General features: G+C 73.3%; 24 protein-coding genes. 14 read left to right on the top strand and 10 right to left on the bottom strand.

Features of this window, described 5'->3' with window-relative positions:
• Nucleotides 1-41 precede the first annotated feature (41 nt).
• From IE248_RS14615 to IE248_RS14590, 6 genes are all read left to right on the top strand, one after another.
• Nucleotides 42-2,798, top strand: a complete 2,757-nt coding sequence (locus tag IE248_RS14615; protein WP_229895351.1) for an ABC transporter permease — start codon at nucleotides 42-44, stop codon at nucleotides 2,796-2,798.
• Nucleotides 2,799-2,880: 82 nt separating this feature from the next.
• Nucleotides 2,881-3,417: a bacterial proteasome activator family protein gene (locus IE248_RS14610; protein WP_008740015.1), complete on the top strand. Its 537-nt coding sequence runs from the start codon at nucleotides 2,881-2,883 to the stop codon at nucleotides 3,415-3,417.
• Nucleotides 3,418-3,610: 193 nt separating this feature from the next.
• Nucleotides 3,611-4,498, top strand: coding sequence for an NTP transferase domain-containing protein (locus tag IE248_RS14605; RefSeq protein ID WP_190030905.1), 888 nt, complete (start codon nucleotides 3,611-3,613; stop codon nucleotides 4,496-4,498).
• Nucleotides 4,495-5,841, top strand: a complete 1,347-nt coding sequence (locus IE248_RS14600; RefSeq protein WP_229895318.1) for a molybdopterin molybdotransferase MoeA — start codon at nucleotides 4,495-4,497, stop codon at nucleotides 5,839-5,841. The genes IE248_RS14605 and IE248_RS14600 overlap by 4 nt, the downstream gene beginning before the upstream one ends.
• Nucleotides 5,829-6,929: a potassium channel family protein gene (locus tag IE248_RS14595; RefSeq protein WP_037792181.1), complete on the top strand. Its 1,101-nt coding sequence runs from the start codon at nucleotides 5,829-5,831 to the stop codon at nucleotides 6,927-6,929. Before IE248_RS14600 ends, IE248_RS14595 begins: the two co-directional genes overlap by 13 nt.
• A 28-nt stretch (nucleotides 6,930-6,957) precedes the next feature.
• Nucleotides 6,958-7,935 (top strand): NAD(P)H-quinone oxidoreductase, encoded by a 978-nt coding sequence (locus tag IE248_RS14590; RefSeq protein ID WP_073797780.1) that lies wholly within the window; start codon nucleotides 6,958-6,960, stop codon nucleotides 7,933-7,935.
• Between the two features lie 102 nt (nucleotides 7,936-8,037).
• Here IE248_RS14590 and IE248_RS14585 read toward each other — a convergent pair whose 3' ends face one another.
• Genes IE248_RS14585 through pdhA form a run of 3 tightly spaced genes read right to left on the bottom strand, consistent with a single transcriptional unit; the run spans nucleotide 8,038 to nucleotide 11,497 of the window.
• Nucleotides 8,038-9,357 (bottom strand): dihydrolipoamide acetyltransferase family protein, encoded by a 1,320-nt coding sequence (locus IE248_RS14585; protein ID WP_190030904.1) that lies wholly within the window; start codon nucleotides 9,355-9,357, stop codon nucleotides 8,038-8,040.
• Nucleotides 9,357-10,325: an alpha-ketoacid dehydrogenase subunit beta gene (locus IE248_RS14580; RefSeq protein ID WP_047961063.1), complete on the bottom strand. Its 969-nt coding sequence runs from the start codon at nucleotides 10,323-10,325 to the stop codon at nucleotides 9,357-9,359. The genes IE248_RS14585 and IE248_RS14580 overlap by 1 nt, the downstream gene beginning before the upstream one ends.
• Before the next feature lie 38 nt (nucleotides 10,326-10,363).
• On the bottom strand, nucleotides 10,364-11,497 hold the full coding sequence (pdhA, locus tag IE248_RS14575) for a pyruvate dehydrogenase (acetyl-transferring) E1 component subunit alpha (RefSeq protein WP_073774137.1): 1,134 nt from the start codon (nucleotides 11,495-11,497) through the stop codon (nucleotides 10,364-10,366).
• Between the two features lie 177 nt (nucleotides 11,498-11,674).
• Here pdhA and IE248_RS14570 point away from each other — a divergent pair, with 177 nt between their 5' ends.
• Entirely contained in the window at nucleotides 11,675-12,229 is a 555-nt protein-coding gene (locus IE248_RS14570; RefSeq protein WP_373301517.1) for an Lrp/AsnC family transcriptional regulator, read from the top strand.
• Nucleotides 12,230-12,361: 132 nt separating this feature from the next.
• Here the strand turns inward: IE248_RS14570 and IE248_RS14565 are convergent, their stop codons facing one another.
• Both IE248_RS14565 and IE248_RS14560 read right to left on the bottom strand, forming a co-directional pair.
• Nucleotides 12,362-12,949 (bottom strand): TetR/AcrR family transcriptional regulator, encoded by a 588-nt coding sequence (locus IE248_RS14565; protein WP_008740000.1) that lies wholly within the window; start codon nucleotides 12,947-12,949, stop codon nucleotides 12,362-12,364.
• Complete coding sequence (locus IE248_RS14560) at nucleotides 12,946-14,460, bottom strand: 3-hydroxyacyl-CoA dehydrogenase (RefSeq protein ID WP_073797778.1); 1,515 nt, start codon at nucleotides 14,458-14,460, stop codon at nucleotides 12,946-12,948. The genes IE248_RS14565 and IE248_RS14560 overlap by 4 nt, the downstream gene beginning before the upstream one ends.
• Before the next feature lie 167 nt (nucleotides 14,461-14,627).
• Between IE248_RS14560 and paaN the strand changes: the two genes are divergently transcribed.
• Nucleotides 14,628-16,310, top strand: coding sequence for a phenylacetic acid degradation protein PaaN (gene paaN / locus IE248_RS14555; protein ID WP_037797894.1), 1,683 nt, complete (start codon nucleotides 14,628-14,630; stop codon nucleotides 16,308-16,310).
• 7 nt (nucleotides 16,311-16,317) lie between these two features.
• Here the strand turns inward: paaN and IE248_RS14550 are convergent, their stop codons facing one another.
• From IE248_RS14550 to IE248_RS14540, 3 genes are all read right to left on the bottom strand, one after another.
• Nucleotides 16,318-17,064: a TrmH family RNA methyltransferase gene (locus IE248_RS14550; protein ID WP_190030903.1), complete on the bottom strand. Its 747-nt coding sequence runs from the start codon at nucleotides 17,062-17,064 to the stop codon at nucleotides 16,318-16,320.
• A 362-nt stretch (nucleotides 17,065-17,426) separates the two neighbouring features.
• A complete protein-coding gene (locus IE248_RS14545; protein WP_373301516.1) occupies nucleotides 17,427-18,656 on the bottom strand; it encodes an HTTM domain-containing protein in 1,230 nt (409 codons plus the stop codon).
• Nucleotides 18,644-19,327: a DUF5819 family protein gene (locus tag IE248_RS14540; RefSeq protein WP_308438146.1), complete on the bottom strand. Its 684-nt coding sequence runs from the start codon at nucleotides 19,325-19,327 to the stop codon at nucleotides 18,644-18,646. Before IE248_RS14540 ends, IE248_RS14545 begins: the two co-directional genes overlap by 13 nt.
• Before the next feature lie 147 nt (nucleotides 19,328-19,474).
• On the opposite strand from IE248_RS14540, the gene paaA reads away from it, so the two are divergent.
• The 6 genes from paaA to IE248_RS14510 all read left to right on the top strand — a co-directional run bounded on the left by paaA (nucleotide 19,475) and on the right by IE248_RS14510 (nucleotide 24,448).
• The gene (gene paaA / locus IE248_RS14535) at nucleotides 19,475-20,524 is read left to right on the top strand and encodes a 1,2-phenylacetyl-CoA epoxidase subunit PaaA (RefSeq protein WP_037792177.1); all 1,050 of its coding nucleotides are present in this window, start codon (nucleotides 19,475-19,477) and stop codon (nucleotides 20,522-20,524) included.
• The gene (gene paaB, locus IE248_RS14530; RefSeq protein WP_008739989.1) at nucleotides 20,521-20,805 is read left to right on the top strand and encodes a 1,2-phenylacetyl-CoA epoxidase subunit PaaB; all 285 of its coding nucleotides are present in this window, start codon (nucleotides 20,521-20,523) and stop codon (nucleotides 20,803-20,805) included. The genes paaA and paaB overlap by 4 nt, the downstream gene beginning before the upstream one ends.
• On the top strand, nucleotides 20,802-21,536 hold the full coding sequence (paaC, locus tag IE248_RS14525; protein WP_008739988.1) for a 1,2-phenylacetyl-CoA epoxidase subunit PaaC: 735 nt from the start codon (nucleotides 20,802-20,804) through the stop codon (nucleotides 21,534-21,536). Before paaB ends, paaC begins: the two co-directional genes overlap by 4 nt.
• A 17-nt stretch (nucleotides 21,537-21,553) precedes the next feature.
• Complete coding sequence (gene paaD / locus IE248_RS14520; RefSeq protein WP_073797996.1) at nucleotides 21,554-22,039, top strand: 1,2-phenylacetyl-CoA epoxidase subunit PaaD; 486 nt, start codon at nucleotides 21,554-21,556, stop codon at nucleotides 22,037-22,039.
• Nucleotides 22,040-23,185, top strand: coding sequence for a 2Fe-2S iron-sulfur cluster-binding protein (locus tag IE248_RS14515; RefSeq protein WP_078489051.1), 1,146 nt, complete (start codon nucleotides 22,040-22,042; stop codon nucleotides 23,183-23,185).
• A gap of 120 nt (nucleotides 23,186-23,305) precedes the next feature.
• Entirely contained in the window at nucleotides 23,306-24,448 is a 1,143-nt protein-coding gene (locus IE248_RS14510) for an acyl-CoA dehydrogenase family protein (protein ID WP_190030902.1), read from the top strand.
• A gap of 7 nt (nucleotides 24,449-24,455) precedes the next feature.
• On the opposite strand, the gene IE248_RS14505 is transcribed toward IE248_RS14510, so the two are convergent.
• Complete coding sequence (locus tag IE248_RS14505; RefSeq protein ID WP_008739982.1) at nucleotides 24,456-24,800, bottom strand: rhodanese-like domain-containing protein; 345 nt, start codon at nucleotides 24,798-24,800, stop codon at nucleotides 24,456-24,458.
• Nucleotides 24,801-25,049: 249 nt separating this feature from the next.
• A complete protein-coding gene (locus tag IE248_RS14500) occupies nucleotides 25,050-25,859 on the bottom strand; it encodes a J domain-containing protein (RefSeq protein WP_100581277.1) in 810 nt (269 codons plus the stop codon).
• Nucleotides 25,860-25,865: the final 6 nt, after the last annotated feature.

Genomic DNA, 25,865 nt, shown 5'->3' with positions numbered 1-25,865 from the left:
ACGCCTGGCGGGCCAAGGGCCGCAGCGCCCTCGTCCTCTCGATGATCGCCCTGCCGATCGTCGGCGTGAGCGCCGCCGACCTCACCCTGCGCAGCGCCGAGCTCTCCACCGAGCAGAAGCTGGAGCGCGTCCTCGGCGCCGCCGACGCCAAGCTGACCACCGGCTGGGTCACGGGCCCGCTCTACCAGCAGCCCGACGGCTCGGACTACGCGCCGGTCGGCGGATACGAGAACTACCACTCCTCCTCCCGGACCGAGGACCCGAACGTGCTGGCCGCCGCGCTCCCGGCGGGCGCCCGGTCCCTGAAGGACAGCATCGGCCACGCCAAGGTCCACACCACGCACGGGCTGCTCGACACCCAGCTGCGCGAACTGGACACCCACAGCCCGCTGGTCAAGGGACTGCTGACGCTGGACCGCGGCCGGCTTCCCGAGAAGGCGGGCGAGGTCATCGCCACCCAGTCCTTCCTGACGGACTCCGGGTACTTCGTCGGGTCGACCGTGACCCCCCGCGGCTCGACGGCCTCGTACAAGGTCGTCGGCGCGTACGAACTGCCCGACGCGCTCAAGCAGTCGCAGCTCATCGCCGTGCCCGGGAGCCTCCTCGAACCGCTGGAGAAGACCCTGACGGCCGCCGGGAACCCGGGGCTTCGGCCTGAGCACAGCTACCTGGTCAAGGTCGGCCGCGACGGTTTCACGTGGAACATGATGAAGGAGACCAACGCCAAGGGCGTCCTGGTCACCTCCCGTGCCGTGTGGCTCGACCCGCCCGCCGACTCCGAGGTGCCGCTGTACCGGCAGGAGTCCAAGAACGCGTACGGCTCCAGCAGCTCGATGCAGGCGACCGAACTGGCCATTCTGGCCACCGTGGTGGGCCTCGCCATGCTGGAGATCTGCCTGCTGGCCGGACCCGCCTTCGCGGTGGGCGCCCGCCGCTCCCGCCGCCAGCTCGGCCTGGTCGGCGCCAACGGCGGCGACCGCCGGCACATCCGGGCCATCGTGCTGTCGGGCGGCCTGGTCATCGGCGCCGCGTCCGCCGTCATCGGCACCGTCATCGGCGTGGCCCTGACCTTCGGGCTCCGGCCGGTGCTGGAGGCTCAGATCGGCAGCCGCTTCGGCGACTTCGACATCCGGCCGCTGGAGCTCCTCGGCATCGGGCTGCTCGCCGTCCTGACCGGGCTGCTGGCCGCCATCGCCCCGGCCGTCACCGCCTCGCGGCAGACGGTGCTGGCCTCGCTCACCGGCCGCCGCGGCGTCCGCCGGGCCAGCCGGGTGCTGCCCGTCATCGGCCTGGTCGCCATCGGCGGCGGCGTCTCGATCGCCCTGTTCGGCACCGTCTCCCAGATGGGCTCCGTGGTCGTCGCCGGCGGCAGCGCCCTCGCCGAGCTGGGCATCGTCGCCCTCACCCCGGTGCTGGTCGGCCTGTTCGGGCGGATCGGGCGGTGGCTGCCGCTGTCGCCCCGGCTCGCGCTGCGCGACGCCGTGCGCAACCGGGGACGTACGGCCCCCGCCGTGGCCGCCGTACTGGCCGCCGTCGCCGGGACCGTCGCCATCGCCACGTTCCAGCACAGCGACGACCTCCAGCGGCGGCACGAGTACGTCGCCACCCTGCCGTTCGGCACCGGACTGGCGCAGGTCACCGAGAACTCCGGGCACAAGGAAGTGCCCGCCGTGCGACAGGCACTGGCCCGGGAGCTCCCGCTGGCCGTCCGGGCCGATGTGGACCGGCTCGTCGTCGGCAAGCCCGGCTGTGACTCCTGGTCGGACGAGCCCGGCTGCGGCCGCGCCGAGATCATCACCCCGAAGGACCAGCGCTGCCCGCTCTGGGAGGCGGAGAACGGCCCCGCTTCCTTCACCACCGAGCAGCAGCGGACCCTGCGCAACGACTGGCGGTGCGAGGAGGACCGCCTCGGCGTCGCGGTCTCCACCGTCGTCGCGGACGAGAAGCTGCTGACCGTCCTCGGCATCGGCGACCCCGCGGCGGCCGCGGCGCTCAAGTCCGGCAAGGCCGTCTCCTTCGACAAGAAGATCGTGAAGGACGGCAAGGTCACCCTCCGGCTGGTCACCGACAACAAGGCCGCCTCGGCCCTCGCGGAGAAGAACCAGGACCCGCCCGGGGAGGACAAGGTCCTCGCCGCCTACCAGGCGCCCGCCACGGCCAAGGGCTACGGCCTGCACCTCGTGCTGCCGCCCGCCACCGCCAAGACGGCGGGGCTGACCACCGCGCCCTTCGGCTCGTACTTCACCCTCGACGGCAAGGCCAGCTCCGAGCAGCGGCAGAAGTTGGACGGGACGCTCGACACGATGGGCGTGGAGACCGAGGTCAGCATCGAGGAGGGCTACAAGGCCAACAACTCCCTGGTGATGCTCGCCCTGGCCGTCTTCGCGGGCCTGGTCACCATCGGCGCGGCCGGTATCGCCACCGGGCTGGCCCAGGCGGACGCCGAGGCCGATCTGAAGACCCTGGCGGCCGTCGGGGCGCCCCCGCGGGTGCGGCGGACGCTGAGCGGCTTCCAATGCGGTGTGGTGGCCCTGATGGGCGTCGTCCTGGGCTCGGCGGCCGGAATCCTGCCGGCGGTCGGGCTGCGGCTCACCGCGCGGCGGGAAGCCCAGTCCCTGTACGAGACCGGGATCGCCCAGGGGCACATCGGCAAGTCGGAACTCGCGCCCTACGTCCCCATCTCGGTGCCGTGGGAGACCCTGGGCGGCCTGCTCGTCCTGGTCCCGCTGGGCGCGGCGCTGCTGGCCGCACTGGTCACCAAGTCGAGCGGCGCCCTGGCGCGGCGCGCGGCGGGCTGATCCCCGTGCCCCCGTACAGGGTGGATCACGCCTGTACGGGGGCACACCGTGTGAGAGCGAAGGTGTGCGAGAGAATGGCGGCATGGAGATGCCGAGGAGTGAACGGTCGCAGGACAGTCCCCCGCACGTCCTGATCGTGGGACAGGACGGGACGGCGGTCGGCGGCGCCGATGACGAGTCGCGCGAGGTCCCGGTGACGGAGATGGTCGAACAGCCCGCCAAGGTCATGCGGATCGGCAGCATGATCAAGCAACTCCTGGAAGAGGTACGTGCCGCTCCTCTCGACGAGGCGAGCCGGGTCCGGCTCAAGGACATCCACGCCGCGTCGGTGAAGGAGCTGGAGGACGGCCTGGCACCCGAATTGGTCGAAGAACTGGAACGCCTTTCCCTCCCGTTCACGGAGGAGGCCATTCCGTCCGAGGCGGAACTGCGCATCGCGCAGGCCCAGTTGGTCGGATGGCTGGAGGGGCTCTTCCACGGCATCCAAACAGCCCTGTTCGCGCAGCAGATGGCGGCGCGGGCCCAGCTCGAACAGATGCGCCGCGCGCTCCCGCCCGGCGCCTCCCACGAAGACGAAGAGGGCCCCCACGGAGCCATCCGCTCCGGCCCGTACCTCTAACCTCCACCCCGGCCCGGACCGCCCACGGCGCTCCGGGCCTTCCCCTGTCCGGGCCCGTGTGGGGGCCAGTGCGCGGCCCTGTGCCGGACCGGCCGAACGGGGCGTGGGCGGGGCACGAGCGAGCGGCGCGGGCGTGCGCGAACCGGCTGTGATCGGGCAGCCGCGCAGGGGGCACGGCGGCATACCCTGACCTATGATCTTCGACGCAGTCATCCTGGCCGGGGGCGGCGCGCATCGCCTCGGAGGGGTGGACAAACCCGCCCTGTCCGTCGGTGCCCGCGCCCTCCTCGACCGCGTCCTCGACGCCTGCCCCGACGCCCGGACCACCGTGGTCGTCGGCGACCGCCGTCCCACCGCCCGCCCGGTCCGCTGGACCCGCGAGACGCCCCCCGGCGGTGGCCCCCTCGCCGCGCTCGGCGCCGGGCTCCACGAGACCACCGCGCCCCTGGTCCTCGTCCTCTCCGCCGACCTCCCGTTCCTCGACCGGCCGACCGTCCGGGCCCTCCTGGACGCCGCGGACGGCGACGACAACGGCGACGGCGCCGTCCTCCGCGACCCCGACGGCCGCGACCAGCCCCTCGTGGCCGCCTACCGCGCGGAAGCGCTGCGCCGCGAGATCGCCCTCCTCGCCACCGAACACGGCTCCCTGCGAGACCTCCCCCTCCGCGCCCTCACCGCCGAGCTGGAACCGACCCCGGTCAGCGTCACCGAGCGCGCGCCCCTCGCCTCGTTCGACTGCGACACCTGGGAGGATCTCGCCGCCGCCCGCGCCCGCATCAGGGAGCATGGGAACGTGCTGGACGAATGGATGACCGCAGTCAAGAACGAGCTGGGCATCGACGTCGCCGTCGACACCAAGACCCTCCTCGACCTCGCCCGTGACGCCGCCCACGGTGTCGCCCGGCCCGCCGCCCCGCTGACCACCTTCCTGGTCGGCTACGCGGCCGCCCGGGCGGCCGCGTCCGGCGCCGACCCCGCCCAGGCCGTCGCCGAGGCCTCCCGCAAGGCCGCCGACCTGGCCCTGCGCTGGGCCGCCGAGGCCGAGGCCGACGCCGATGCCCAGAAGGGCGGCTCCGGATGACCCCGATCGACGCTGACGCCAACGCCGACGCCGGCCGCCCGGCCCCCGCCACCGCCGAACAGGCCCTCGACGAGGCCCTCGCCCTGGTCAGCCGCGCCGCCCCCGCCACCACCGGCGCCCCCGGCGGGACCGGGCAGCGCTCCGTCCCCTGGCTCCGCGCCCGGGAGATCGCCGCGTACGCCGGCTCCGGCGTCCGTGCCCGCACCCACCGGGCGTCCCTCGCCGACGCCCTCGGCGAGGTACTGGCCGCGCCCCTCGACGCCCTCACCGACCTGCCGTCCTTCGACACCTCCGCCATGGACGGCTGGGCCGTCTCCGGCCCCGGGCCCTGGACCGTCCGCCCCGGCGGCGGGGTCCTCGCCGGTTCCGACCGGCCCGCGCCCCTCGCCGACGGCCAGGCCGTACGGATCGCCACCGGTGCCCGGATCCCCTCCGACACCACCGCCGTGATCCGCAGCGAGCACTGCCACGAGGCCGGCTCCCAGCTGTTCGCCGAGCGGCCCGTCAGCACCGGCCAGGACATCCGCCCGCGCGGCCAGGAGTGCCGCTCAGGTGACCTGCTGCTGCCCGCCGGCTCCCTCGTGACGCCGGCCGTGCTCGGCCTCGCCGCCGCCGCCGGCTACGACGAGCTGCCCACCCGCCGCCGCCCCCGCGTGGAGATCCTGGTGCTCGGCGACGAGCTGCTCACCGAGGGACTCCCGCACGACGGCCTGATCCGGGACGCCCTCAGCCCGATGCTCGGCCCCTGGCTCACCCGCCTCGGCGCCGAGGTCACCGGCACCCGGCGGCTCGGCGACGACCCCGCCGGAGCGGAGGCCCTCTTCGAGGCCGTCACCGGCTCCGAGGCCGATCTGATCGTCACCACCGGCGGCACCGCCTCCGGCCCCGTCGACCACGTCCACCCCGTACTGGAGCGGGCCGGCGCCGAGCTGCTCGTCGACGGGGTCGCCGTGCGCCCGGGACACCCGATGCTGCTCGCCCGGCTCGGGGACCGAGCCGACGGCCGCCACCTCGTGGGCCTGCCCGGCAATCCGCTCGCCGCCGTCTCCGGGCTGCTGACCCTCGCCGACCCGCTGCTGCGCGCGCTCGCCGGCCGACGCCGGCGCCCCCGCTACACCGCTCCCGTGCGGGACGACGTACCCGGCCACCCGGAGGACACCCGGCTCGTCCCCGTGCTGCTGAGCGACGAGCACGCGGTACCGCTGCGCTACCACGGCCCGGCGATGCTGCGCGGCGTGGCCGCCGCCGACGCGCTGGCCGTCGTACCGCCGCACGGCGCACGGGCCGGGCAGGACCTGGAAATTCTCGATCTGCCCTGGGTGGCGGGGGGATGTTTCACGTGAAACTTGAGGGCTCGGACGCGATGGCGCGGGACGCGGACGAGAAGCTCGCCGCACGGCGCGTCAAAATGCCCAAGCGCGTGGTGGAGAAGCCACTGCGGCAGGTGACCAAGCGTCTGCTGATGGCCCTGTTCGTGATGTTCCTGACGGTGATGCTCGTCTGGGTGGACCGCAGCGGCTACCACGACAACGCCAACGGGTCGGTGGACTTCCTCGACTGCGTCTACTACGCCACCGTGACCCTGTCGACGACGGGTTACGGCGACATCGTCCCGTACAGCGACAGCGCGCGGCTGATCAACATCCTGCTGATCACGCCGCTGCGCGTGCTGTTCCTGATCATCCTGGTCGGTACCACCCTGGAAGTGCTCACGGAGCGGACCCGGGAGGAGTGGCGGCTGAACCGCTGGAGGAAGAACTTGCGTGACCACACGGTCGTCGTCGGCTTCGGCACCAAGGGCCGCTCGGCCCTGCACACGCTGCTGGCCACCGGCCTCCGAAAGGAGCAGGTCGTCATCGTGGACCCGAGCGCCAAGGTGATCGACATCGCCAACGCGGAGGGCTTCACGGGAGTGGTGGGCGACGCCACCCGCTCCGATGTCCTGCTGCGCGCCGAGCTCCAGAAGGCCCGTCAGATCGTCATCGCCACCCAGCGCGACGACACGGCGGTCCTGGTCACGCTGACGGCGCGCCAGCTCAACCGGGGCGCGAAGATCGTCGCGGCGGTCCGCGAGGAGGAGAACGCGCCGCTGCTGAAGCAGTCCGGCGCGGACGCGGTCATCACCAGCGCGAGCGCCGCCGGCCGGCTGCTGGGCCTGTCGGTGCTCAGCCCGAGCGCGGGCACCGTGATGGAGGACCTCATCCACCAGGGCAGTGGCCTCGACCTGGTCGAACGGCCCGCCAAGAAGGCCGAGGTCGGCAAGTCGGTGCGGGAGACCAGCGATCTGGTGGTCAGCGTGCTGCGCGGGCACCGGCTGCTGGCGTACGACGATCCGCACGCGAGCCCGATCCAGGCGACGGACCGTCTGATCACGATCGTCCGCGCCGCCCCGCCGACGTCCTCGCCGGTGACACTGGGGTCTGCTGAATAGCGACCGGAGTTGGCGTAACCTCCGGGCCATGCATGCGATCACCATCGAACAGCCCGGCGGTCCCGAGGCACTCGTCTGGGCCGAGGTACCCGATCCGGTGGCGGGCGAGGGGGAGGTGCTCGTCGAGGTCGCGGCGAGCGCCGTGAACCGCGCCGACATCCTTCAGCGGCAGGGTTTCTACGATCCGCCGCCGGGCAGCTCGCGCCATCCCGGGCTGGAGTGCTCGGGCCGGATCGTCGCGATCGGCCCCGGTGTCTCCGGCTGGGCGGTCGGCGACGAAGTGTGCGCGCTGCTGGCCGGCGGCGGGTACGCGGAGCGGGTGGCCGTCCCGGCGGGCCAGCTGCTGCCGGTGCCGGAGGGCGTGGACCTGGTGACGGCGGCCGCGCTGCCGGAGGTGGTGTGCACGGTCTGGTCGAACATTTTCATGATCGCGCAGCTGCGCCCGGGGGAGACCGTGCTGGTGCACGGCGGCTCCAGCGGCATCGGCACGATGGCCATCCAGCTGGCCAAGGCGATCGGCGCCAAGGTGGCGGTCACGGCGGGCGGCCCGGAGAAGCTCGCGCGCTGCCGGGAGCTGGGCGCGGACGTCCTGATCGACTACCGCGAGCAGGACTTCGTGGCGGAACTGCGGGCCGCGACGGACGGCGCCGGGGCCGATGTGATCCTCGACATCGTCGGGGCGAAGTACCTGGGCCGGAACCTGGACGCGCTGGCCGTGAACGGCCGGCTCGCGGTGATCGGCCTCCAGGGCGGGGTGAAGGGCGAGCTCAACCTGGGCGCGCTGCTGGCGAAGCGGGCGGCGATCACCGCCACCTCGCTGCGGGCGCGGCCGCTGGGCGAGAAGGCGGCCATCGTCGCGGCGGTACGGGAGCACGTCTGGCCCCTGGTCTCGACGGGCCGCGTCGCCCCGGTCGTCCACGCGGCGTTCCCGATGCGGGACGCCGCCGAGGCCCACCGCGTCATGGAGTCGAGCTCCCACGTGGGCAAGCTGCTGCTGACCGTGTGACCCGCTGACCGGTCCGGACCGGACCTGACCGGACCGGATCCCCGCGCCGTCCGTGGCGGTGCGGGGACCCGGTGGACGGGCTCCGGTCGGGCCGGGGTCCGCTCAGAGGGAGCGGAGCAGAACCGCCGGGGATTCGACGCAGTCGGCCACGTAGCGCAGGAAACCGCCCGCCGCGCCGCCGTCGCACACCCGGTGGTCGAAGGTCAGCGACAGCTGGACGACCTTGCGGACCGCCAGCTGCCCCTCGTGGACCCACGGCTTGTCGACGATCCGGCCCACGCCGAGCATCGCGGCCTCGGGGTGGTTGATGATCGGCGTGGAGCCGTCCACCCCGAACACCCCGTAGTTGTTCAGGGTGAACGTCCCGCCGGTCAGATCGGCGGGCGCCAGCTTCCCCGTCCGGGCGAGCTCCGTCAGCCGCCCGAACTCCGCCGACAGCGATTCCGGGCTGCGCGACTGGGCGTCGCGGACCACCGGGACCACCAGGCCCCGCTCGGTCTGCGCGGCGAAGCCCAGGTGCACCGACGGGAGCCGGACGATCTCGTTCGCCGCCAGGTCCACCGTGGAGTTCAGCTCCGGGTAGCGGGCGAGCGCGGCCGTGCAGATCCGGGCGAGCAGCGCGAGCACCGAGATCTTGGGGCCCGCGGCGGCGTTCATCGCCGCCCGCGCCGCCATCAGCTCCGTCGCGTCCGCGTCGACCCAGCAGGTGGCCTCCGGGATCTCCCGGCGGCTGCGCGACAGCTTCTCCGCGACGGCCCCGCGGAGCCCCTTGAGCGGGATCCGCGTCGCCCCCTCGGGCGCCGCGACCGGGGTGGCTGCGACCTGGGCGGCCGGGGCCGGCGCCCGCAGGGCCGCCTCCACGTCCGCCCGCAGGATCAGGCCCTCGGGGCCCGATCCGCGCAGCGCGCGCAGGTCCACCCCGTTGTCCCGGGCCAGCTTCCGCACCAGCGGCGAGATCACCGGCACCGGCCCGGAGGCCTGCGCCGGAGCCGCCGGGGCCGGAGCCGCCACGGCCGCCACCGCCGCGACGGGGGCCGCCACGGCAGCCGCGGCCATCGCCGCGGGCCGCGCGACCCGCTTGCGACGCGCCGGCCGGGAGTGGTCCGTACCGTAGCCGACCAGGACGTTCCCCGAGCCCGAGGACTCGGCGACGGCGGCCGGCTCCGGCTCGCTCCCCGCTCCCACCGCGACGGTGATCAGCGGGGCGCCGACGGGAAGTTCCGTGCCCTCCTCCCCGAAACGGGCGGTGACGACACCGCCGTAGGGGCACGGAACCTCCACCATCGCCTTGGCCGTTTCGACCTCGACGACCGGCTGGTCCACCTCGACCACGTCGCCCACGGCGACCAGCCAGCGGACGATCTCGGCCTCGGTGAGTCCTTCCCCGAGGTCGGGCAGCTTGAATTCCATGACCTGCGGCATCAGTTCTCCCACTGCAGGCGCGCCACGGTGTCCAGGATCCGGTCCACACCGGGCAGATGGTGCTTCTCCAGCATCGGCGGCGGATACGGGATGTCGAAGCCCGTCACGCGCAGCACCGGCGCCTCCAGGTGGTGGAAGCACTTCTCCTGGATGCGGGCGACGAGCTCCGCGCCCGGCCCGCCGAAGCCGTTGGCCTCGTGGACCACCACGGCGCGCCCGGTGCGGCGCACCGACGCCACGACCGTGTCCTCGTCGAACGGGACCAGCGAGCGCAGGTCCACGACCTCCAGGTCCCAGCCCTCCTCACGGGCCGCCTCGGCCGCCTCCAGGCACACCGGCAGCGAGGGCCCGTAGGTGATCAGCGTCGCGCTCGTGCCCGCCCGGCGGACCAGTGCGTTGCCGATGCCGGGCACGGGCGCGGGGCTGTCCGGGTTCCAGTCGGCCTTCGACCAGTACAGCCGCTTCGGCTCCAGGAACACCACCGGGTCGTCGCTCGCGATCGACTCGCGCAGCAGCCCGTACGCGTCCTCCACCGTCGCCGGGGTCACCACGTGCAGCCCGGGGGTCGCCACGTAGTAGGCCTCGGAGGAGTCGCTGTGGTGCTCCACGCCGCCGATCCCGCCGCCGTACGGCACCCGGATCGTGATGGGGAGGGGCATCGCGCCCCGCGTGCGGTTGCGCATCTTGGCGACGTGCGAGATCAGCTGCTCGAACGCCGGGTAGGCGAACGCGTCGAACTGCATCTCGACGACCGGCCGCAGCCCGTACATGGCCATGCCGACCGCGGCGCCGAGGATGCCGGCCTCCGCGAGCGGGGTGTCCGTACAGCGGTCCTCGCCGAATTCCTTCGCCAGGCCGTCCGTGATGCGGAAGACGCCGCCGAGGGTGCCGACGTCCTCGCCCATGACGTGGACCGTGGGGTCCTCGGCCATGGCGTCGCGCATCGCGCGGCCCAGCGCCTGCGCCATCGTCGCCGGCTTGGCGACCCGCTTCTGCGCCACCGTGCTCACTGCTCCTCCGCTTCGAGCTCGGCGCGCAGCATCTCCGCCTGCTCGCGCAGCCGGCCGGTCTGCCGCGCGTAGACGTGTTCGAACAGGTCCATCGGGTCCAGCACGGGCTCGGCGTTCATCCGCTCGCGCAGCGACGCCGCCATCAGCTCGGCGGCGTCCTTGGCGTCCTGGATGCCCGCGTCGTCCAGCAGGCCGCGCGCCGTGAGCTCGCGCTCCAGCAACTGCACCGGGTCGTGCGCCTTCCACGCCTCGACCTCGGCGTCACCGCGGTAGCGGGTCGCGTCGTCGGCGTTGGTGTGGGCCTCGATCCGGTAGGTGACCGCCTCGATCAGGGTCGGGCCGCCGCCGGAGCGGGCCCGCTGGACCGCCTCGGACAGCACCTCGTGCATCGCGGCCACGTCGTTGCCGTCGACCAGCCGGCCCGGCATCCCGTATCCGACGGCCTTGTGGGCCAGCGTCGGGGCGGCGGTCTGCTTGGCGAGCGGGACGGAGATCGCGAAGCCGTTGTTCTGGACCAGGAAGACCACCGGGGCCTGCCAGACGGCCGCGAAGTTCAGCGCCTCGTGGAAGTCGCCCTCGCTGGTGCCGCCGTCGCCGACCATGGCGAGCGCGACCACGTCGTCCCCGCGCAGCCGGGCGGCGTGCGCCAGGCCCACCGCGTGCGGCAGCTGGGTGGCGAGCGGGGTGGACAGCGGGGCTATCCGGTGCTCCCGCGGGTCGTACCCGGTGTGCCAGTCGCCGCGCAGCAGCGTCAGGGCCTGTACGGGGTCCAGCCCGCGCGCCACGGCCGCGAGGGTGTCGCGGTAGGACGGGAAGAGCCAGTCCTGCTCCTCCAGGACCAGCGCGGCGGCGATCTCGCAGGCCTCCTGCCCGACCGTGGACGGGTAGACGGCCAGGCGGCCCTGCCGGGTCAGCGCGGTGGCCTGGGCGTTGTAGCGGCGGCCCCTGACCAGCTCGGCGTAGCACCGGCGCATCAGCTCGGGGTCGAGCCCCTCGGCCGCCGGAGTGCCCAGCACCCGGTACGGCTCCGGGTCCGGGAGCAGCGGGGCGGCATCCGTACGCGGACTCCAGGCGGGCGGCGGGGTCGATCGGTGGGACGCACCGGCACCGGGCAGCTCTTGGACCGTCATGGCGGCGTACACCTCCTCGTGGGAAGCGGGCAGGGGCGCACCGGGTGTGAGGCGCCTCACCAACCGATTGTTCGGTTGTCTGCGCAATTTGGCTACAGGCGGCTCCAGGCTGTGGACAAAGTGGCGCCGGGGCCCTGGGATGGGTGCAGGACGTCCAGGAGAGGGAGGCAGTGGGCAATGCCGGATGAACAAATGGCCGGAACGGGTTCCGCACCGGTCCCACCGGGGGGTGCCCCCACGGGCCCTCAGGTCCCACCGCGCCCACTGGATCCGATCGACCGGTCGATCATGAGATTGCTCCAGGCGGACGGCCGCGCCTCGATACGGTCGGTGGCCGAGCAGGTGCACGTGTCGCGGGCGAACGCCTACGCCCGGATCAACCGGCTGATCGACGACGGGGTCATCCGGGGCTTCACCGCCCGGGTCAACCACGAGCGCGCGGGGCAGGGCGCATCGGCGTACATCACCCTGAAGATCGTCCAGAACTCCTGGCGGACGGTGCGCGAAAAGCTCCGGGAGCTGCCGGGCGCGGCGCACATCGCGCTGGTCAGCGGGGATTTCGACGTCCTGCTGCTGGTCCACACGCCGGACAACAGGACCCTGCGCGAGCTGGTCCTGACCCGCCTCCAGTCCATCCCGGAGGTACTGTCCACGCGCACGCTGCTGGTGTTCGAGGAAACGGACCTGCTGGCCCCGGGGCCGCCCGCGGGACCGACGGTCACGGAGGACTAGACCCCGCTCCCTGATCCGGCCTGATCCGAAAGACAGGCCCTAGGCCGTCCGGGTCACGGCGGGCGCGGCGCGGGCCGAAGCGACCGCCGGGGCCGTGGCGGCCGGCGCGGCCACCGCAGCCGACCGCTGCGGCTAGCGCGAGGTGCGCAGCCCCTCGAAGGCCATGTGGACGACCGCGTCTGCGAGCTGGGCGTGGTCCGCGCCGGGGTGCGGGCGGTACCACTCGACCAGCGAGTTCACCATGCCGAACAGCAGGCGGGTCGCGAGCCGGATGTCCACGTCCGCCCGCAGGTCCCCGTCGGCCGCGGCGGCCTTCAGCAGGTCCGCCACCTGGTGGTCGAACTCGCGCCGCCGCTCCAGCGCCCAGCGCTCGGTGCGGGTGTTGCCGCGCACCCGCAGCAGCAGCGTCACGTACGGGAGCTCGGCGAGCAGCACCTCCACGGTGCGCCGCGTGACGTACTCGACCCGCTCGACCGCCCGGCCGCGCACCGCCCCGGGCTCCTCCAGGACGGCGAAGAGCCCGTCGAGCGCCCGGCTGACCGCGCGCCGCAGCAGCTCCTCCTTGCCGGCCACGTGGTGGTAGATCGAGGACTTGGAGATCCCTGCCGCCTTGGACAGGTGCTCCATCGAGGTGCCGTCGTAACCGCGCTCGTTGAAGACCTGGACCGCGACGGTCAGCAGCGTCTCCGGGGTGTACGTGTCCCGCCTGACGGTGGTCATTCCGTTTCCTCCCCCTCGTCCCCGGCCGCGTAGCCCAGCCGGAACAGCGCCAGGGAGGGCGCGTACCGCCCGCCCGGGCAGCGTTCGTTCAGGTGGTGCAGCAGGTCGTACGCCCAGTCCTGGCCGAGCCGCTCGTGCCATTCGGACGGACCCAGCGGGTAGTTGACGCCGAGCCGCATCGCGGTGTCGATGTCCTGCGCCGTGGCGACCCCGCGCGCGACGGCGTCGGCGGTGAGGTCGATCAGCATCGCGACGGTCCGGGCGACGATCATGCCGGGGACGTCGCCGATGACGGAGACCTGCTTGCCGAGCTTCTGGAACAGCCCGATCGCCTCGGCCAGGGTCCGCTCGCTGGTGTCCTCGCTGGCCGAGAGCGCGATCCGGGTGGCGCCCCGGTAGTCGAGCGCGAGGTCGAAGTAGACGACGTCGGCGAACTCGACCGAGGTCTTGCCGTCCGCGAGGACGAGCTGGCCCTCGCCGGGCAGCTGGATGTACGGGCCTCCGTGCTCGGTCGCGGTCACCGCGATCCCGGCCTCCTCAAGGAGGTCGGCCAGGTCCGCCGCCGGGCCGAGGTCGCCGACGACGGTGACCTTGTCCGGGGCCGCCTCGGGGCCCGCGGTGTGCGGGGCGGGCAGCTGCGCGTCCGGGCCGTACGGGAACCAGCCGTGCCCCGACTTGCGGCCGAGGCGGCCCGACTGGACCAGCCGGCGCTGCGCGAGCGACGGGGTGAACTTCGGGCTCCGGAAGAACGAGTCCCACACCGAGCGGGTGACGGCCTCGTTCACGTCCTGCCCGATCAGGTCGGTCAGCTGGAACGGGCCCATCTTGAAGCCGCCGCTCTCGCGGAGCACGGCATCGATGGTGGCCGGATCGGCGCCCTGCTCCTCGTACACCGAGAAGGCCTCGGCGTAGAAGGGGCGGGCGATCCGGTTGACGATGAAGCCGGGGGTGTCGGCGCAGCGGACGGGCGTCTTGCCCCAGCCCAGCACGGTGGCGTGGGCGCGGGCGGCGGCGGCCTCGTCGGTCGCGAAACCGCTGACCACCTCGACGAGGGGGAGCAGCGGGGCCGGGTTGAAGAAGTGCAGGCCGAGGAAGCGGCCGGGGTGCGCGAGACCGGCTGCGAGCTCGGTGACGGAGAGGGAGGAGGTGTTGGTGGCCAGCAGCGCGTCCGGCGAAACCACCTCTTCGAGCGCCGCGAAGAGCGCGCGCTTGACGGTGACGTCCTCGACGACGGCCTCGATGACGAGGGCGGCGTCCGCGAGGTCCTCCAGCTCGCCGGCCGGCGCGATCCGGCCGGCCGCGTCCTCGGCCTCGGCGCGGTCCAGGCGGCCCTTCGCGGCCATCCGCTCGACCCGGTCCTGCACGATCCCGGCGCCGTCGGCGGCGAGCGCGGGGTTGATGTCGTAGAGCAGCACGCGGTGACCTGCGAGGAGGGCGACCTGGGCGATGCCCTGCCCCATGGTGCCGGCGCCGACGACCGCCACTGTGCGGGACCGCTCGATTGCTGTCATGACCCGATCCTCCCGCACCGACTTATCCACAGGTCTGCCGGGCCCTCTTGTCCCGACCGATCGTTCGGTTACTCTAACTCCAGTCTGCTCTTCTTCACCCGCCCCTGCCTGATCTCAGTCTGCGAACCAGCCTGATCTTGCCCGGCTCAACGAGGAGTTGGTCCCTGATGGCCGCCGCGCTCACCGTCCCCCAGCTGTCCGCCAAGCACCGGCCCACCCTGGAACAGGCGCTGGCCGCCATCCGAAGCCGCGCCTACTGGTCCCCGCACCCCGAGCACCCCAAGGCCTACGGGGAGACCGCCCCGGCCGACGGCCTCGCCGCCTTCGAAGCCGTGCGCGGCACCCGCTTCGACCTCGGCCAGCCCGGTACGGACGGCTGGGCCGGCGCCGAGGTGTCCCCGTTCGGCCCGGAGCTGGGCGTCGAGTACCCGCACGTCGACCCGGACGTGCTGCTGCCCGCGATGAAGGCTGGCATGGGCGCCTGGCGCGACGCCGGACCCGAGGCCCGCGCCCTGGTCTGCATCGAGATCCTGGCCCGCATCGGCGCGCGGACGCACGAGTTCGCGCACGCGGTCATGCACACCAGCGGCCAGGCGTTCATGATGGCGTTCCAGGCCGGCGGCCCGCACGCGCAGGACCGTGGCCTGGAGGCCGTGGCCTACGCGTACGAGGAGCAGACCCGGGTCCCGGGGCAGGCCGACTGGTCGAAGCCGCAGGGCAAGAAGGACCCGCTGGAGCTCGGCAAGACCTTCACGGCCGTGCCGCGCGGCATCGCGCTGATGATCGGCTGCAACACCTTCCCGACCTGGAACGGCTACCCGGGCCTGTTCGCCTCCCTGGCCACGGGCAACGCGGTGCTGGTCAAGCCGCACCCGCGCGCCGTGCTGCCGCTCGCGCTGACCGTGAAGGTGGCCCGCGAGGTCCTCGCCGAGGCCGGTTTCGACCCGAACCTGGTGGCGCTGGCCGTCGAGCGTCCGGGCGAGGGCATCGCCAAGACCCTCGCCGTCCGCCCCGAGATCAAGCTGATCGACTACACCGGCTCCACCGAGTTCGGCGACTGGCTGGAGACCAACGCCCGCCAGGCGCAGGTCTACACGGAGAAGGCCGGCGTCAACACGGTCGTCCTCGACTCGACCTCCGACTACAAGGGCATGCTGTCCAACCTGGCCTTCTCGCTCTCCCTGTACAGCGGCCAGATGTGCACGACCCCGCAGAACCTGCTGATCCCGCGCGAGGGCATCGCGACGGACGCGGGCCACAAGACGTACGACGAGGTCGTCGCCGACCTCGCGGCCTCGGTCGGGGGCCTGCTGGGCGACGACGCCCGGGCCAACGCGCTGCTGGGCGCGCTGGTCAACCCGGATGTGAAGGCCCGCCTGGAGGCGGCCGCCGCGCTGGGCGAGGTCGCGCTGGCCTCGCGCGAGGTCGTGAACCCGGAGTTCCCGGACGCGGTGGTCCGCACCCCGGTGATGGTGAAGCTGGACGCCGCGAAGCCGGACGACTCGGCCCCGTACCTCTCGGAGTGCTTCGGCCCGGTCTCCTTCGCGGTCGCCGTCGACTCCACGGCGGACGCCCTGGACCTGCTGCGCCGCACGGTGCGCGAGAAGGGCGCGATGACGGTCGGCGCCTACACCACCTCCCCGGACACCGAGCGGGCCATCGAGGAGGTCTGCCTGGAGGAGTCGGCGCAGCTGTCGCTGAACCTGACCGGCGGGGTGTTCGTCAACCAGACGGCGGCGTTCTCCGACTTCCACGGCTCGGGCGGCAACCCGGCGGCGAACGCCGCCCTGTGCGACGGCGCCTTCGTCGCGAACCGCTTCCGCGTGGTGGAAGTCCGCCGCCAGGCCTAGGAAGCGGCTAACCGGGGTGGGGCCCGCCCCAGTGGAAGAGGGTCATGGCCACGCTCGTGGCCAGGTTGTAGCTGGAGACCTGCGGCCGCATCGGCAGGGACACCAGATGATCGGCTCGGTCCCGCAGCTCGGGTGAGATCCCGTGCCGCTCCGAGCCGAAGGCGAGCAGGGCGTCGTCCGGGAGGGTGAGGGCACGGATGTCCTCGCCCTCCGGGTCGAGCGCGTACAGCGGCCCGGGGGGCAGGGTGTCGATCTCCACCCGGTCCACGGTGGTGGCGTAGTGCAGCCCGGCCCCGGCCCGGACCACGTTCGGGTGCCAGGGGTCGAGGTCGCCCCGGGTCACCACCCCGGTCGCCCCGAACCCGGCGGCGAGCCGGACCACGGCGCCGACGTTGCCGAGGTTGCGCGGGTTGTCGAGGACGACCACGGGCGCGCTGCGCGGCAGCCGCTCCAGCCTGGCCCTGCCCTGCTCCCGGTCGGGCCGCACGGCCAGCGCCGCCACCCCGGTGGGGTGCACCCGGGTCAGCAGCGCGCGCAGCTCCGCCGGGCGCACGAGCCGCCCCACCTCCGCCGCCACGTCCGGGGCCAGCTGCTCGGCCAGCGCCCGCACGGCATCGGGATCATCGGCGACGACGGCCCGCACATCCGCCCCGAACCGCAGGGCGTGCTTCAGCGCGTGGAACCCGTCGAGGAGCACCAGATCCCCCCGCCCGGCCCCCTCCCGCCACTCCCCAACCCCCAACTGCTCACTCATACCCCCGACCCTACGTCCCCCACCAGCAACGCCAGCCCCGCCGACAACCCCCACCGCACCGTCGGCCCCGTCGACAACTTCAGCCTCGCCGGCAACCCCGCACCGCCAATCAGGCTCCGCCGCCCCCGTCGGCAACTTCAGCCTCGCCGGCAACCCCGCACCGCCGATCACGCTCCGCCGCCCCCGTCGGCAACTTCAGCCTCGCCGGCGTTTGAGGCGCGGGGGTTCGGGGGCTGGCCCCCGACAACGGCGCCGCACCTGCACGGGGCCCGGGCGACGGAGCCGTGGGGTCCCCCGGACGGACCCGGGGGAGAAACGGTGAAAGGGCGGGGCGGGGAGAAGCCCGCGCAGCGGACCGGTGGTCAGCCCCCGCCGGGCCCCGCCTGCACCGGCACCGCCACTGGCACCACCTCGGCATCCGCCACCCCCGCCCCACCTCGGCGGCCCCGGCCCCGGCCAAGGCCGAGGCCAAGCCCCCGCCCCACCCGGCCGGAGGCCCCGGCCCCCAGCCACACCAAAAACCCCGTGGGCAAGAACACCGCATCGGCGGCGATCATCGCCATGGAAAAGAACGGCAACCCCAGCAGCACCGCGATCCCCGCATGCTCCAGCATCATCGCCGCCAGCAGCACGTTCTTGATCCGCCGGTTGAACAGCGTGAACGGAAACGCCACCTGCACCGCGACCGTCCCGTAGGACAGCAGCATCACCAGCACCCCGCTCCCCGCCAGCACCCCCGACAACGCCGGCCACGGCGTGAAGTAGTCCAGCCGGAGCGGGTAGTACAGCGCCGTCCCGTCCTGCCACCGCGAGCCCTGGATCTTGTACCAGCCCGCCGTCGCGTAGATCAGGCAGACCTCCGCCATGATCACCAGCATCCCCGCGTTGTGCAGCAGGTTCGCCAGGACGTCGAGGACCGCCCGCCCCTCACCCTCCGGTTCGTGGCGTTCGACCGTCCACCACAGCCCCAGCACCACCCACACCGCCGCGAAGGCGGCCAGCCATCCGGCCGTGAACCGCCCGCTGACCGCCCCGTACGCGAGGACCACGCCCAGCACGCCCCACAGCACGGGCCCGGCCACATCCCGCCCCGCCCCCGAGCCCGCGCGCAGCGCCGCGCGCCGCGCGTCCAGCGACCACACCCGCCCGCACCGCGTCAGCACCAGGTAGATCGCCATCAGGTGGATGACGTTGTCCCCGCCGTCCCCCATGAACACGCTGCGGTTCTGCAGCGACAGCACCCCGACCATGAACACCACGGCCGAGGTCCGCGTCCGCCAGCCCAGCATCAGCAGCACGCTCGCCAGCACGGACACGGCGTACACGAGCTCGAACCACAGCGTGGAGTCCGACCACATCAGGACGCTGAACGCCTCGTTCGAGTCCGTCAGCCGGTGCGCCAGGTCCCAGCTCCACGGCCCGTCGGGCCCGTACAGCTCCCGCCGGTGCGGGAATTCCCGCAGCAGGAAGAACAGCCAGGTCGCGGAGAACCCGATCCGGACCACCGCGCTCTGGTAAGGACCCAGCGCCTGCCCGGTGACCTTCGCCAGGCCCCGGCCCGCCGCGGCCCGGAGCCGTGTCACACCGTCCACCACGGCAGCTCCCGGTAGTAGGTCTGCGTGTCGGTCCGCTCCGTCGACCACGCCGGCGCGGGCACCGCCCGGGTCGCCGAGCGCAGCTGGATCCGTACGACACGGCCGTCCGCGCCGGCGCCACCGTCCGCGCCGAGCCGGGCCACCGCGATCCGCCGCAGGTACTCCTGCGACAGCGCGCCGCGCTCACCGCTCGGCTTCTCGTCCTCGTCGTGGGAGCCGGTGTAGAAGTCCCAGGCCCGCCGGAGCTCGTTCTGCTCGGTGTGGCTCGGCAGCAGGCTGTGCCGGATCGCCGCGCCGTCCTCGGCGGACAGGTCGCGCCAGGCTCCGGTGACCAGCCGGTCGTCATCCGTTCGTACCTGCGCGCGGGCCTCGACCGCGATGTTCTGCTGGAGCGGGTTGGGCGCGAAGAGCTTCCAGTTCTGTTCGAATTCGGGGTAGATCCAGCCGTCGATCATTCCCGCGTGCCGCTTGCTCAGCGTGTTCGAGGGGGCCACGTGCAGGAACACCAGGGCCAGGTGCCAGCAGGCCGCGACGGCCACGGCGCCCAGCGCCAGGGCCGTGACGACCCGGTACGGCGTGGACAGACCGGCGATCCCGGGCGCCCGGGGCGAGGGCGGCACATCCGCCGGAAGGGCCCCTTCCGCGCGCTCGCGCTCGTTCGAATCCATCCCGCCCCGATCATCCGGCGTCCACAGGGTTGCCCACAGAGGTTGACACCCTACGGGCCGCCGTCTCACCATTGAAGAGGACGAACCGAACGATCGGTCGGTCGGGTGGATCGACGGACGGCCGACAAACTCTGACAGGGGGCCGTGATGGTGGCAGTGACCCCGGAGACGGGGCCGAACGCGGCCCCCGGGACAGACGCCGGGCAGGCGGGCGCGCAGGACTCCGGCGTGCAAGAGCTGGGCATGCCGGACCTCGGCGCACAGCTCGCCGCGGCCTTCGACGCGGCCGTGGCGGCCGACGAGCGCGTGGAACCGCGCGACTGGATGCCCGAGGCGTACCGGGCCTCGCTGGTCCGCCAGATGGCCCAGCACGCGCACTCCGAGATCATCGGCATGCAGCCCGAGGCCAACTGGATCACCCGCGCGCCCTCGCTGCGCCGCAAGGCGATCCTGATGGCCAAGGTGCAGGACGAGGCCGGCCACGGCCTGTACCTGTACAGCGCCGCCGAGACCCTCGGCACCAGCCGCGACGAGCTCCTCGACAAGCTCCACTCCGGCAAGCAGAAGTACTCGTCGATCTTCAACTACCCCACCCTGACCTGGGCCGACGTGGGCGCGATCGGCTGGCTCGTGGACGGCGCGGCGATCACCAACCAGGTGCCGATCTGCCGCTGCTCCTACGGCCCGTACGCGCGCGCCATGGTCCGGATCTGCAAGGAGGAGTCCTTCCACCAGCGCCAGGGCTTCGAGCTCCTCATGGCCCTGTCCAAGGGCACCGAGGCGCAGCACGCCATGGCGCAGGACGCGGTGGACCGCTGGTGGTGGCCCTCGCTGATGATGTTCGGCCCGCCGGACGACGAATCGGCGCATTCGGCGCAGTCGATGGCCTGGCGGATCAAGCGCCACTCCAACGACGAGCTGCGCCAGCGCTTCGTCGACATCGCCGTCCCGCAGGCCGAGGCGCTGGGGCTGACCCTGCCCGACCCGGACCTGAAGTGGAACGAGGAGCGCGGGCAGCACGACTTCGGCGCGATCGACTGGGCGGAGTTCTGGGACGTGCTCAAGGGCAACGGCCCGTGCAACGACCAGCGCATCAACCAGCGGCGCGCCGCCCACGAGGAAGGCGCCTGGGTCCGCGAGGCGGCCGCGGCGTATGCCGAGAAGCACGTTCGTACGGAAAGCGAGGCACGGGTATGACGCAGAACTGGCCCCTGTGGGAGGTGTTCGTCCGCTCGCGGCGCGGCCTCTCGCACACGCATGCGGGAAGCCTGCACGCCCCGGACGCGGAGATGGCCCTGCGCAACGCCCGCGACCTGTACACCCGGCGCGGCGAGGGCATCTCGATCTGGGTCGTGCCCTCCACGGAGATCACCGCCTCCTCCCCGGACGAGCGGGACCCGTTCTTCGCCGCCTCCGCCGACAAGCCCTACCGGCACCCCACCTTCTACGAGATCCCCGAGGGGGTGCGCCACCTGTGACCAGCACCTCCGGCACCGATGTCGTCCGTACGGCAGCCGCCCTCGCCCTCGGGGACGACGCGCTGATCCTGTCCCACCGCCTCGGCGAGTGGGCCGGGCACGCGCCCGTCCTGGAGGAGGAGGTCGCGCTCGCCAACATCGCGCTCGACCTGCTCGGCCAGGCCCGCGTCCTGCTCTCCCTCGCGGGCGACGAGGACGAGCTGGCGTTCCTGCGCGAGGAGCGCGCCTTCCGCAACCTCCAGCTGGTGGAGCAGCCGAACGGCGACTTCGCCCACACCATCGCGCGACAGCTGTACTTCTCCTTCTACCAGCACGAGCTCTACGCGGAACTCGCCGCCGGTGACGGCCCGTTCGGGCCGCTCGCCGCGAAGGCCGTCAAGGAGACCGCGTACCACCGCGACCACGCCGAGCAGTGGACACTGCGCCTCGGCGACGGCACCGAGGAGAGCCGGCGCCGGATGCGCACCGCGCTCGACGCGCTGTGGAAGTTCACCGGCGAGATGTTCGCGCCCGTGGACGGGGTCGAGGTGGACTGGGCCGCCCTGGAGCAGCGCTGGCTGGCCTCGCTGACCGGTGTGCTGGACCGCGCCGGGCTCGCGCTGCCCGAGGGGCCCCGCACCGGGGCCTGGGCGGCGGGCGCCGGCCGCCAGGGCCTGCACACCGAGCCGTTCGGGCGGATGCTCGCCGAGATGCAGCACCTGCACCGCAGCCACCCGGGGGCGTCGTGGTGACCTTCGCCGACGCGGGCATGACCCGCCTGGAGGCGGAGCTGGCCGAGATCGCCGGCTCCGTCCCCGACCCGGAGCTGCCCGTGCTGACCCTCTCCGAGCTCGGCGTGATGCGCGGGGTGCGGATGCATGACGACGGGCACGCCGAGGTCACCCTCACCCCCACGTACACCGGCTGCCCGGCCATCGAGGCCATGTCCGCCGACATCGAGCGGGCGCTGATCGAGCACGGCATCCCCGAGGTGCGGGTTACCACCGTGCTCTCGCCCGCCTGGTCCACCGACGACATCAGCGCCGAGGGCCGCCGTAAGCTGGCCGAGTTCGGCATCGCCCCGCCGCGCCCGCACGCGGCGGGCGGGCCGGTCTCGCTCACCCTGTCGGTCCGGTGCCCCCACTGCGGATCGACGGACACCGAGCTGCTCAGCCGGTTCTCCTCCACCGCCTGCAAGGCGCTGCGCCGCTGCGTCGCCTGCCGCGAACCGTTCGACCACTTCAAGGAGCTGTAGATGGCTGCGACCTCGCCGTCCGCGCCGTCCGCCGCGCTGGTGAACCCGCGCCCCGCACGGCACGGCGCGTTCCACCCGCTCACCGTGGCGGCGGTCGACCGGCTCACCGACGACTCGGTGGCCCTGACCCTGGTCGTTCCCGAGGAGCTGCGCGCCGAGTACCGGCACGCGCCCGGCCAGCACCTGACCCTGCGCCGGACCGCCCCCGGCGGCGAGCAGGTCCGCCGCACCTACTCGATCTGCTCTCCCGCCCCCGAGCCGGACGGCCCGGGCCCCGCCCTGCTGCGGGTCGGGGTGCGGCTGGTGGAGGGCGGCGAGTTCTCCACGTTCGCGCACAAGGAGATCGCCGCCGGGGACACGCTGGACGTGATGGTCCCGGCCGGGCGGTTCGTGCTGGATCCGGCCGCCGCGCCGGCCACCGGGCACTACGCGGCGATCGTCGGCGGCAGCGGGATCACCCCGGTGCTGTCCATCGCCGCCACCTTGCTGCGGGCCCGGCCCGAGGCCCGGTTCTGCCTGGTGCGCAGCGACCGCTCGGCGGCGTCGACGATGTTCCTGGAGGAGGTCGCCGACCTCAAGGACCGCTACCCGGACCGTTTCCAGCTCGTCACGGTGCTCTCCCGCGAGGAGCAGGAGGCCGGGCTGCCGTCCGGGCGTCTCGACGAGGACCGGCTGGCGGAGCTGCTGCCCGCGCTGCTGCCGGTCTCCGAGGTGGCCGGCTGGTTCCTGTGCGGGCCGTACGGGCTGGTGCAGGGCGCGGAGCGGGCCCTGGGCGGGCTCGGTGTCGCCCGGTCCCGGGTCCATGAGGAAATCTTCCACGTCGAGGACACGGCGCCGCCGGCCCCCGTCGCCGCCTCGGACGCCGGTGCCCGCGGGCGCGTCACCGCCCGGCTCGACGGCCGCTCGGGCACCTGGCCGGTCCGGGACGGGGAATCCCTGCTGGACGCGGTGCTCCGCAACCGCGCGGACGCCCCGTACGCCTGCAAGGGCGGGGTGTGCGGCACCTGCCGGGCGTTCGTGGTCGCCGGCGAGGTCCGGATGGACCGCAACTTCGCGCTGGAGACGGAGGAGACGGAGGCCGGATTCGTGCTGGCCTGCCAGTCGCATCCGGTGACAGAGGAAGTGGAGATCGACTTCGACCGCTGAGGCCCGGCGTCCGCCGCCCGCGAGCCCCGCGCACTGGGCAATTCCGGGAACCTGTTCTATCTTGACGCTCCGTCAGATCCGAACGGGATCCGGGATCCGGTGCACGCGGGAGGACAGGCAGTGGACTTCACCTTCACCGAGGAACAGCAGGCCGCCGTCGAGGCGGCGAAGGCCGTGTTCGCGGATGTCGCGCCCGACAGCGTGCCCAGCCCGGCGCTCACCCCGGGGGCCGTGGCCGAGGAGTTCGACCGGCCCCTGTGGGCCAAGCTGGCCGCCTCCGACCTGCTGAGCCTGGTCCTCGCCGAGCGGCACGGCGGGGCCGGCCTCGACGCCGTCGCCCTGTGCCTGGTGCTGCGCGAGGCGGCGAGGGTACTGGCCCGGGTGCCCCTGCTGGAGCACTGCGCCACCGCGATGGCCGTCCAGGCCCACGGCAGCCCCGAACTGGCCGCCGCCCTGCTGCCCGGCGCCGGGCGCGGCGAGCTCGTCCTCACCGCCGCCGCCCACGGCCGCACCGGCCACGACCCCGCCGAACTCGCCGTCAGCGCCCGCCGCGAAGGCACCCGGTGGTCCCTGGACGGGGTGCAGACCTCCGTACCCTGGGCCCACAGCGCCGACTGGATCGCCGTCCCCGCCCACACCGGCGAAGGAGAGGCCGTCCTCGCGCTGGTCCCGCGCACCACCGAGGGGCTCACGCTCGCCGACCAGTACTCCACCAGCGGGGAGCGGCTCGCCGAACTCACCCTGGACGGCGTACGGGTGCCCGAGGCACACCTCATCGACACCCCCGGCGCCTGGGACCGGCTCCGCCAGCTCCTCGCCACCGGAACCTGCGCCCTGGCACTGGGACTCGGCGAGAGCGTGCTCGCCATGACGAGCCAGTACACCGGCAAGCGCGAGCAGTTCGGCTTTCCGGTGGCCACCTTCCAGGCCGTCGCCGTCCAGGCGGCCGACCGCTACATCGACCTGCGCGCCATGGAGGTGACCCTCTGGCAGGCCGCTTGGCGGCTCGACGCCACGACCGGGGGCGCCGGCGGACCGCTGCCGAGCGCGGGCGATGTCGCCGTCGCCAAGATCTGGGCCTCGGAGGGGGTACGCCGGGTCGTCCAGACCGCGCAGCACCTGCACGGCGGCTTCGGCGCCGACACCGACTACCCGCTGCACCGCTACCACGCCTGGGCCAAACAGCTGGAGCTCCAGCTCGGCCCGGCCGCGGCACACGAGGAGGCCCTGGGCGACCTGCTGGCCGCCCATCCCCTCGCGTGACGCCCCGCTAGAGCACGAAGGCCGGGTTCCCGCTGTCGGTCACCATCGGGCGCCCGGCGCTCTCCCACGCCTGCATGCCGCCGTCGATGTTCACGGCGTCGATCTCCTGGCGCACCAGGTACTGGGTCACCTGGGCGGAACGCCCGCCGACCCGGCACATCACATGGACGCGGCGGCCGTCCTCGACGGCCTCCGTCAGCTCACCGAAGCGGGCCACGAAGTCGCTCATCGGAATGTGCAGCGCACCCTCCACGTGCCCGGCCGCCCATTCGTCGTCCTCACGGACGTCCAGGACAAAGCCTTCGGAGGGCACCGCGGCGGCGTCCACCGAGGGAAGCGGTCCGAAGTTCATACGTCGCCTTCTCTCATCGCAGATCTGACCCTCAACCTATCCGAGCCCCGCCGACACATCGCCCACCTCCGGCCGGACCCGAGCCACATCCAGCCCCGCCGCCTTTCAGGCGCGGACCCGAGGCAAATCCAGCCCCGCCGGCGTTTGAGGCGCGGGGTCCGGGGCGGAGCCCCGGAAAGCCGGGCGCAGCCCGGGCCGCGTACGGGGCAGCGCCACACGGCCCGGCCCCCGGCCCGGCAGGGCTACGGCTTAGGCCAGCCCGGCCAGCTCCGCTTCCCGCTCGGACACCGTGGCCAGCAACTGCTCCGCGATCTCCTCCAGCAACCGGTCCGGATCCTCCGGCGCCATCCGCAGCATCGACCCGATCGCGCTGTCCTCCAGCTCCTTGGCCACCATCGCCAGCAGCTCCTTGCGCCGCGAGAGCCACTCCAGCCGCGCGTACAGCTCCTCGCTCTCGCTCGGCCCCGCCGCCTCCGGCGCCGGACCCTCGGCCCACTCCTGCACCAGCTCGCGCAGCAACCGCTCGTCGCCCCGCCCGTACGCCGCGTTGACCCGCGCGATGAACTCGTCGCGCCGCGTCCGCTCGGCCTCGTCCTGGGCGAGATCCGGATGCGCCTGGCGCACCAGCTCGCGGTAGAGCCGGCGCACCTCCTCCGACGGCCGCACCCGCTCCGGCGGCCGCACCGGCCGCTCGGTGAGCATCGCGCCCGCGTCGTCCGAGATCCCGTCGCTGTCGAGCCAGTCGTGGAAGAGCTCGTCCACCCCCGGCATCGGCATGACCAGCGAACGCGCCTCGCGGGCCCGCCGCAGATCCTCCGGATCACCGCTGCGCGCCGCCTTCGCCTCCGCGATCAGCGCGTCCAGTTCGTCGAGCCGCGAGTACATCGGCCCGAGCTTCTGGTGGTGCAGCCGGGAAAAGTTCTCGACCTCCACCCGGAAGGTCTCCACCGCGATCTCGAACTCGATCAGCGCCTGCTCGGCGGCCCGTACGGCCCGCTCCAGGCGTGCCTCGGGGCGCTCCTCGCCGGGGACCGTCTGTTCAGTCTGCTGCTCGCTCACCCGGCC

The sequence above is a fragment of the Streptomyces goshikiensis genome, from assembly GCF_014650555.1.
GTDB lineage: Bacteria > Actinomycetota > Actinomycetes > Streptomycetales > Streptomycetaceae > Streptomyces > Streptomyces goshikiensis.
Note: the sequence above shows the minus strand (reverse complement) of the source record. Positions and strands in the feature narration are given on the sequence as shown.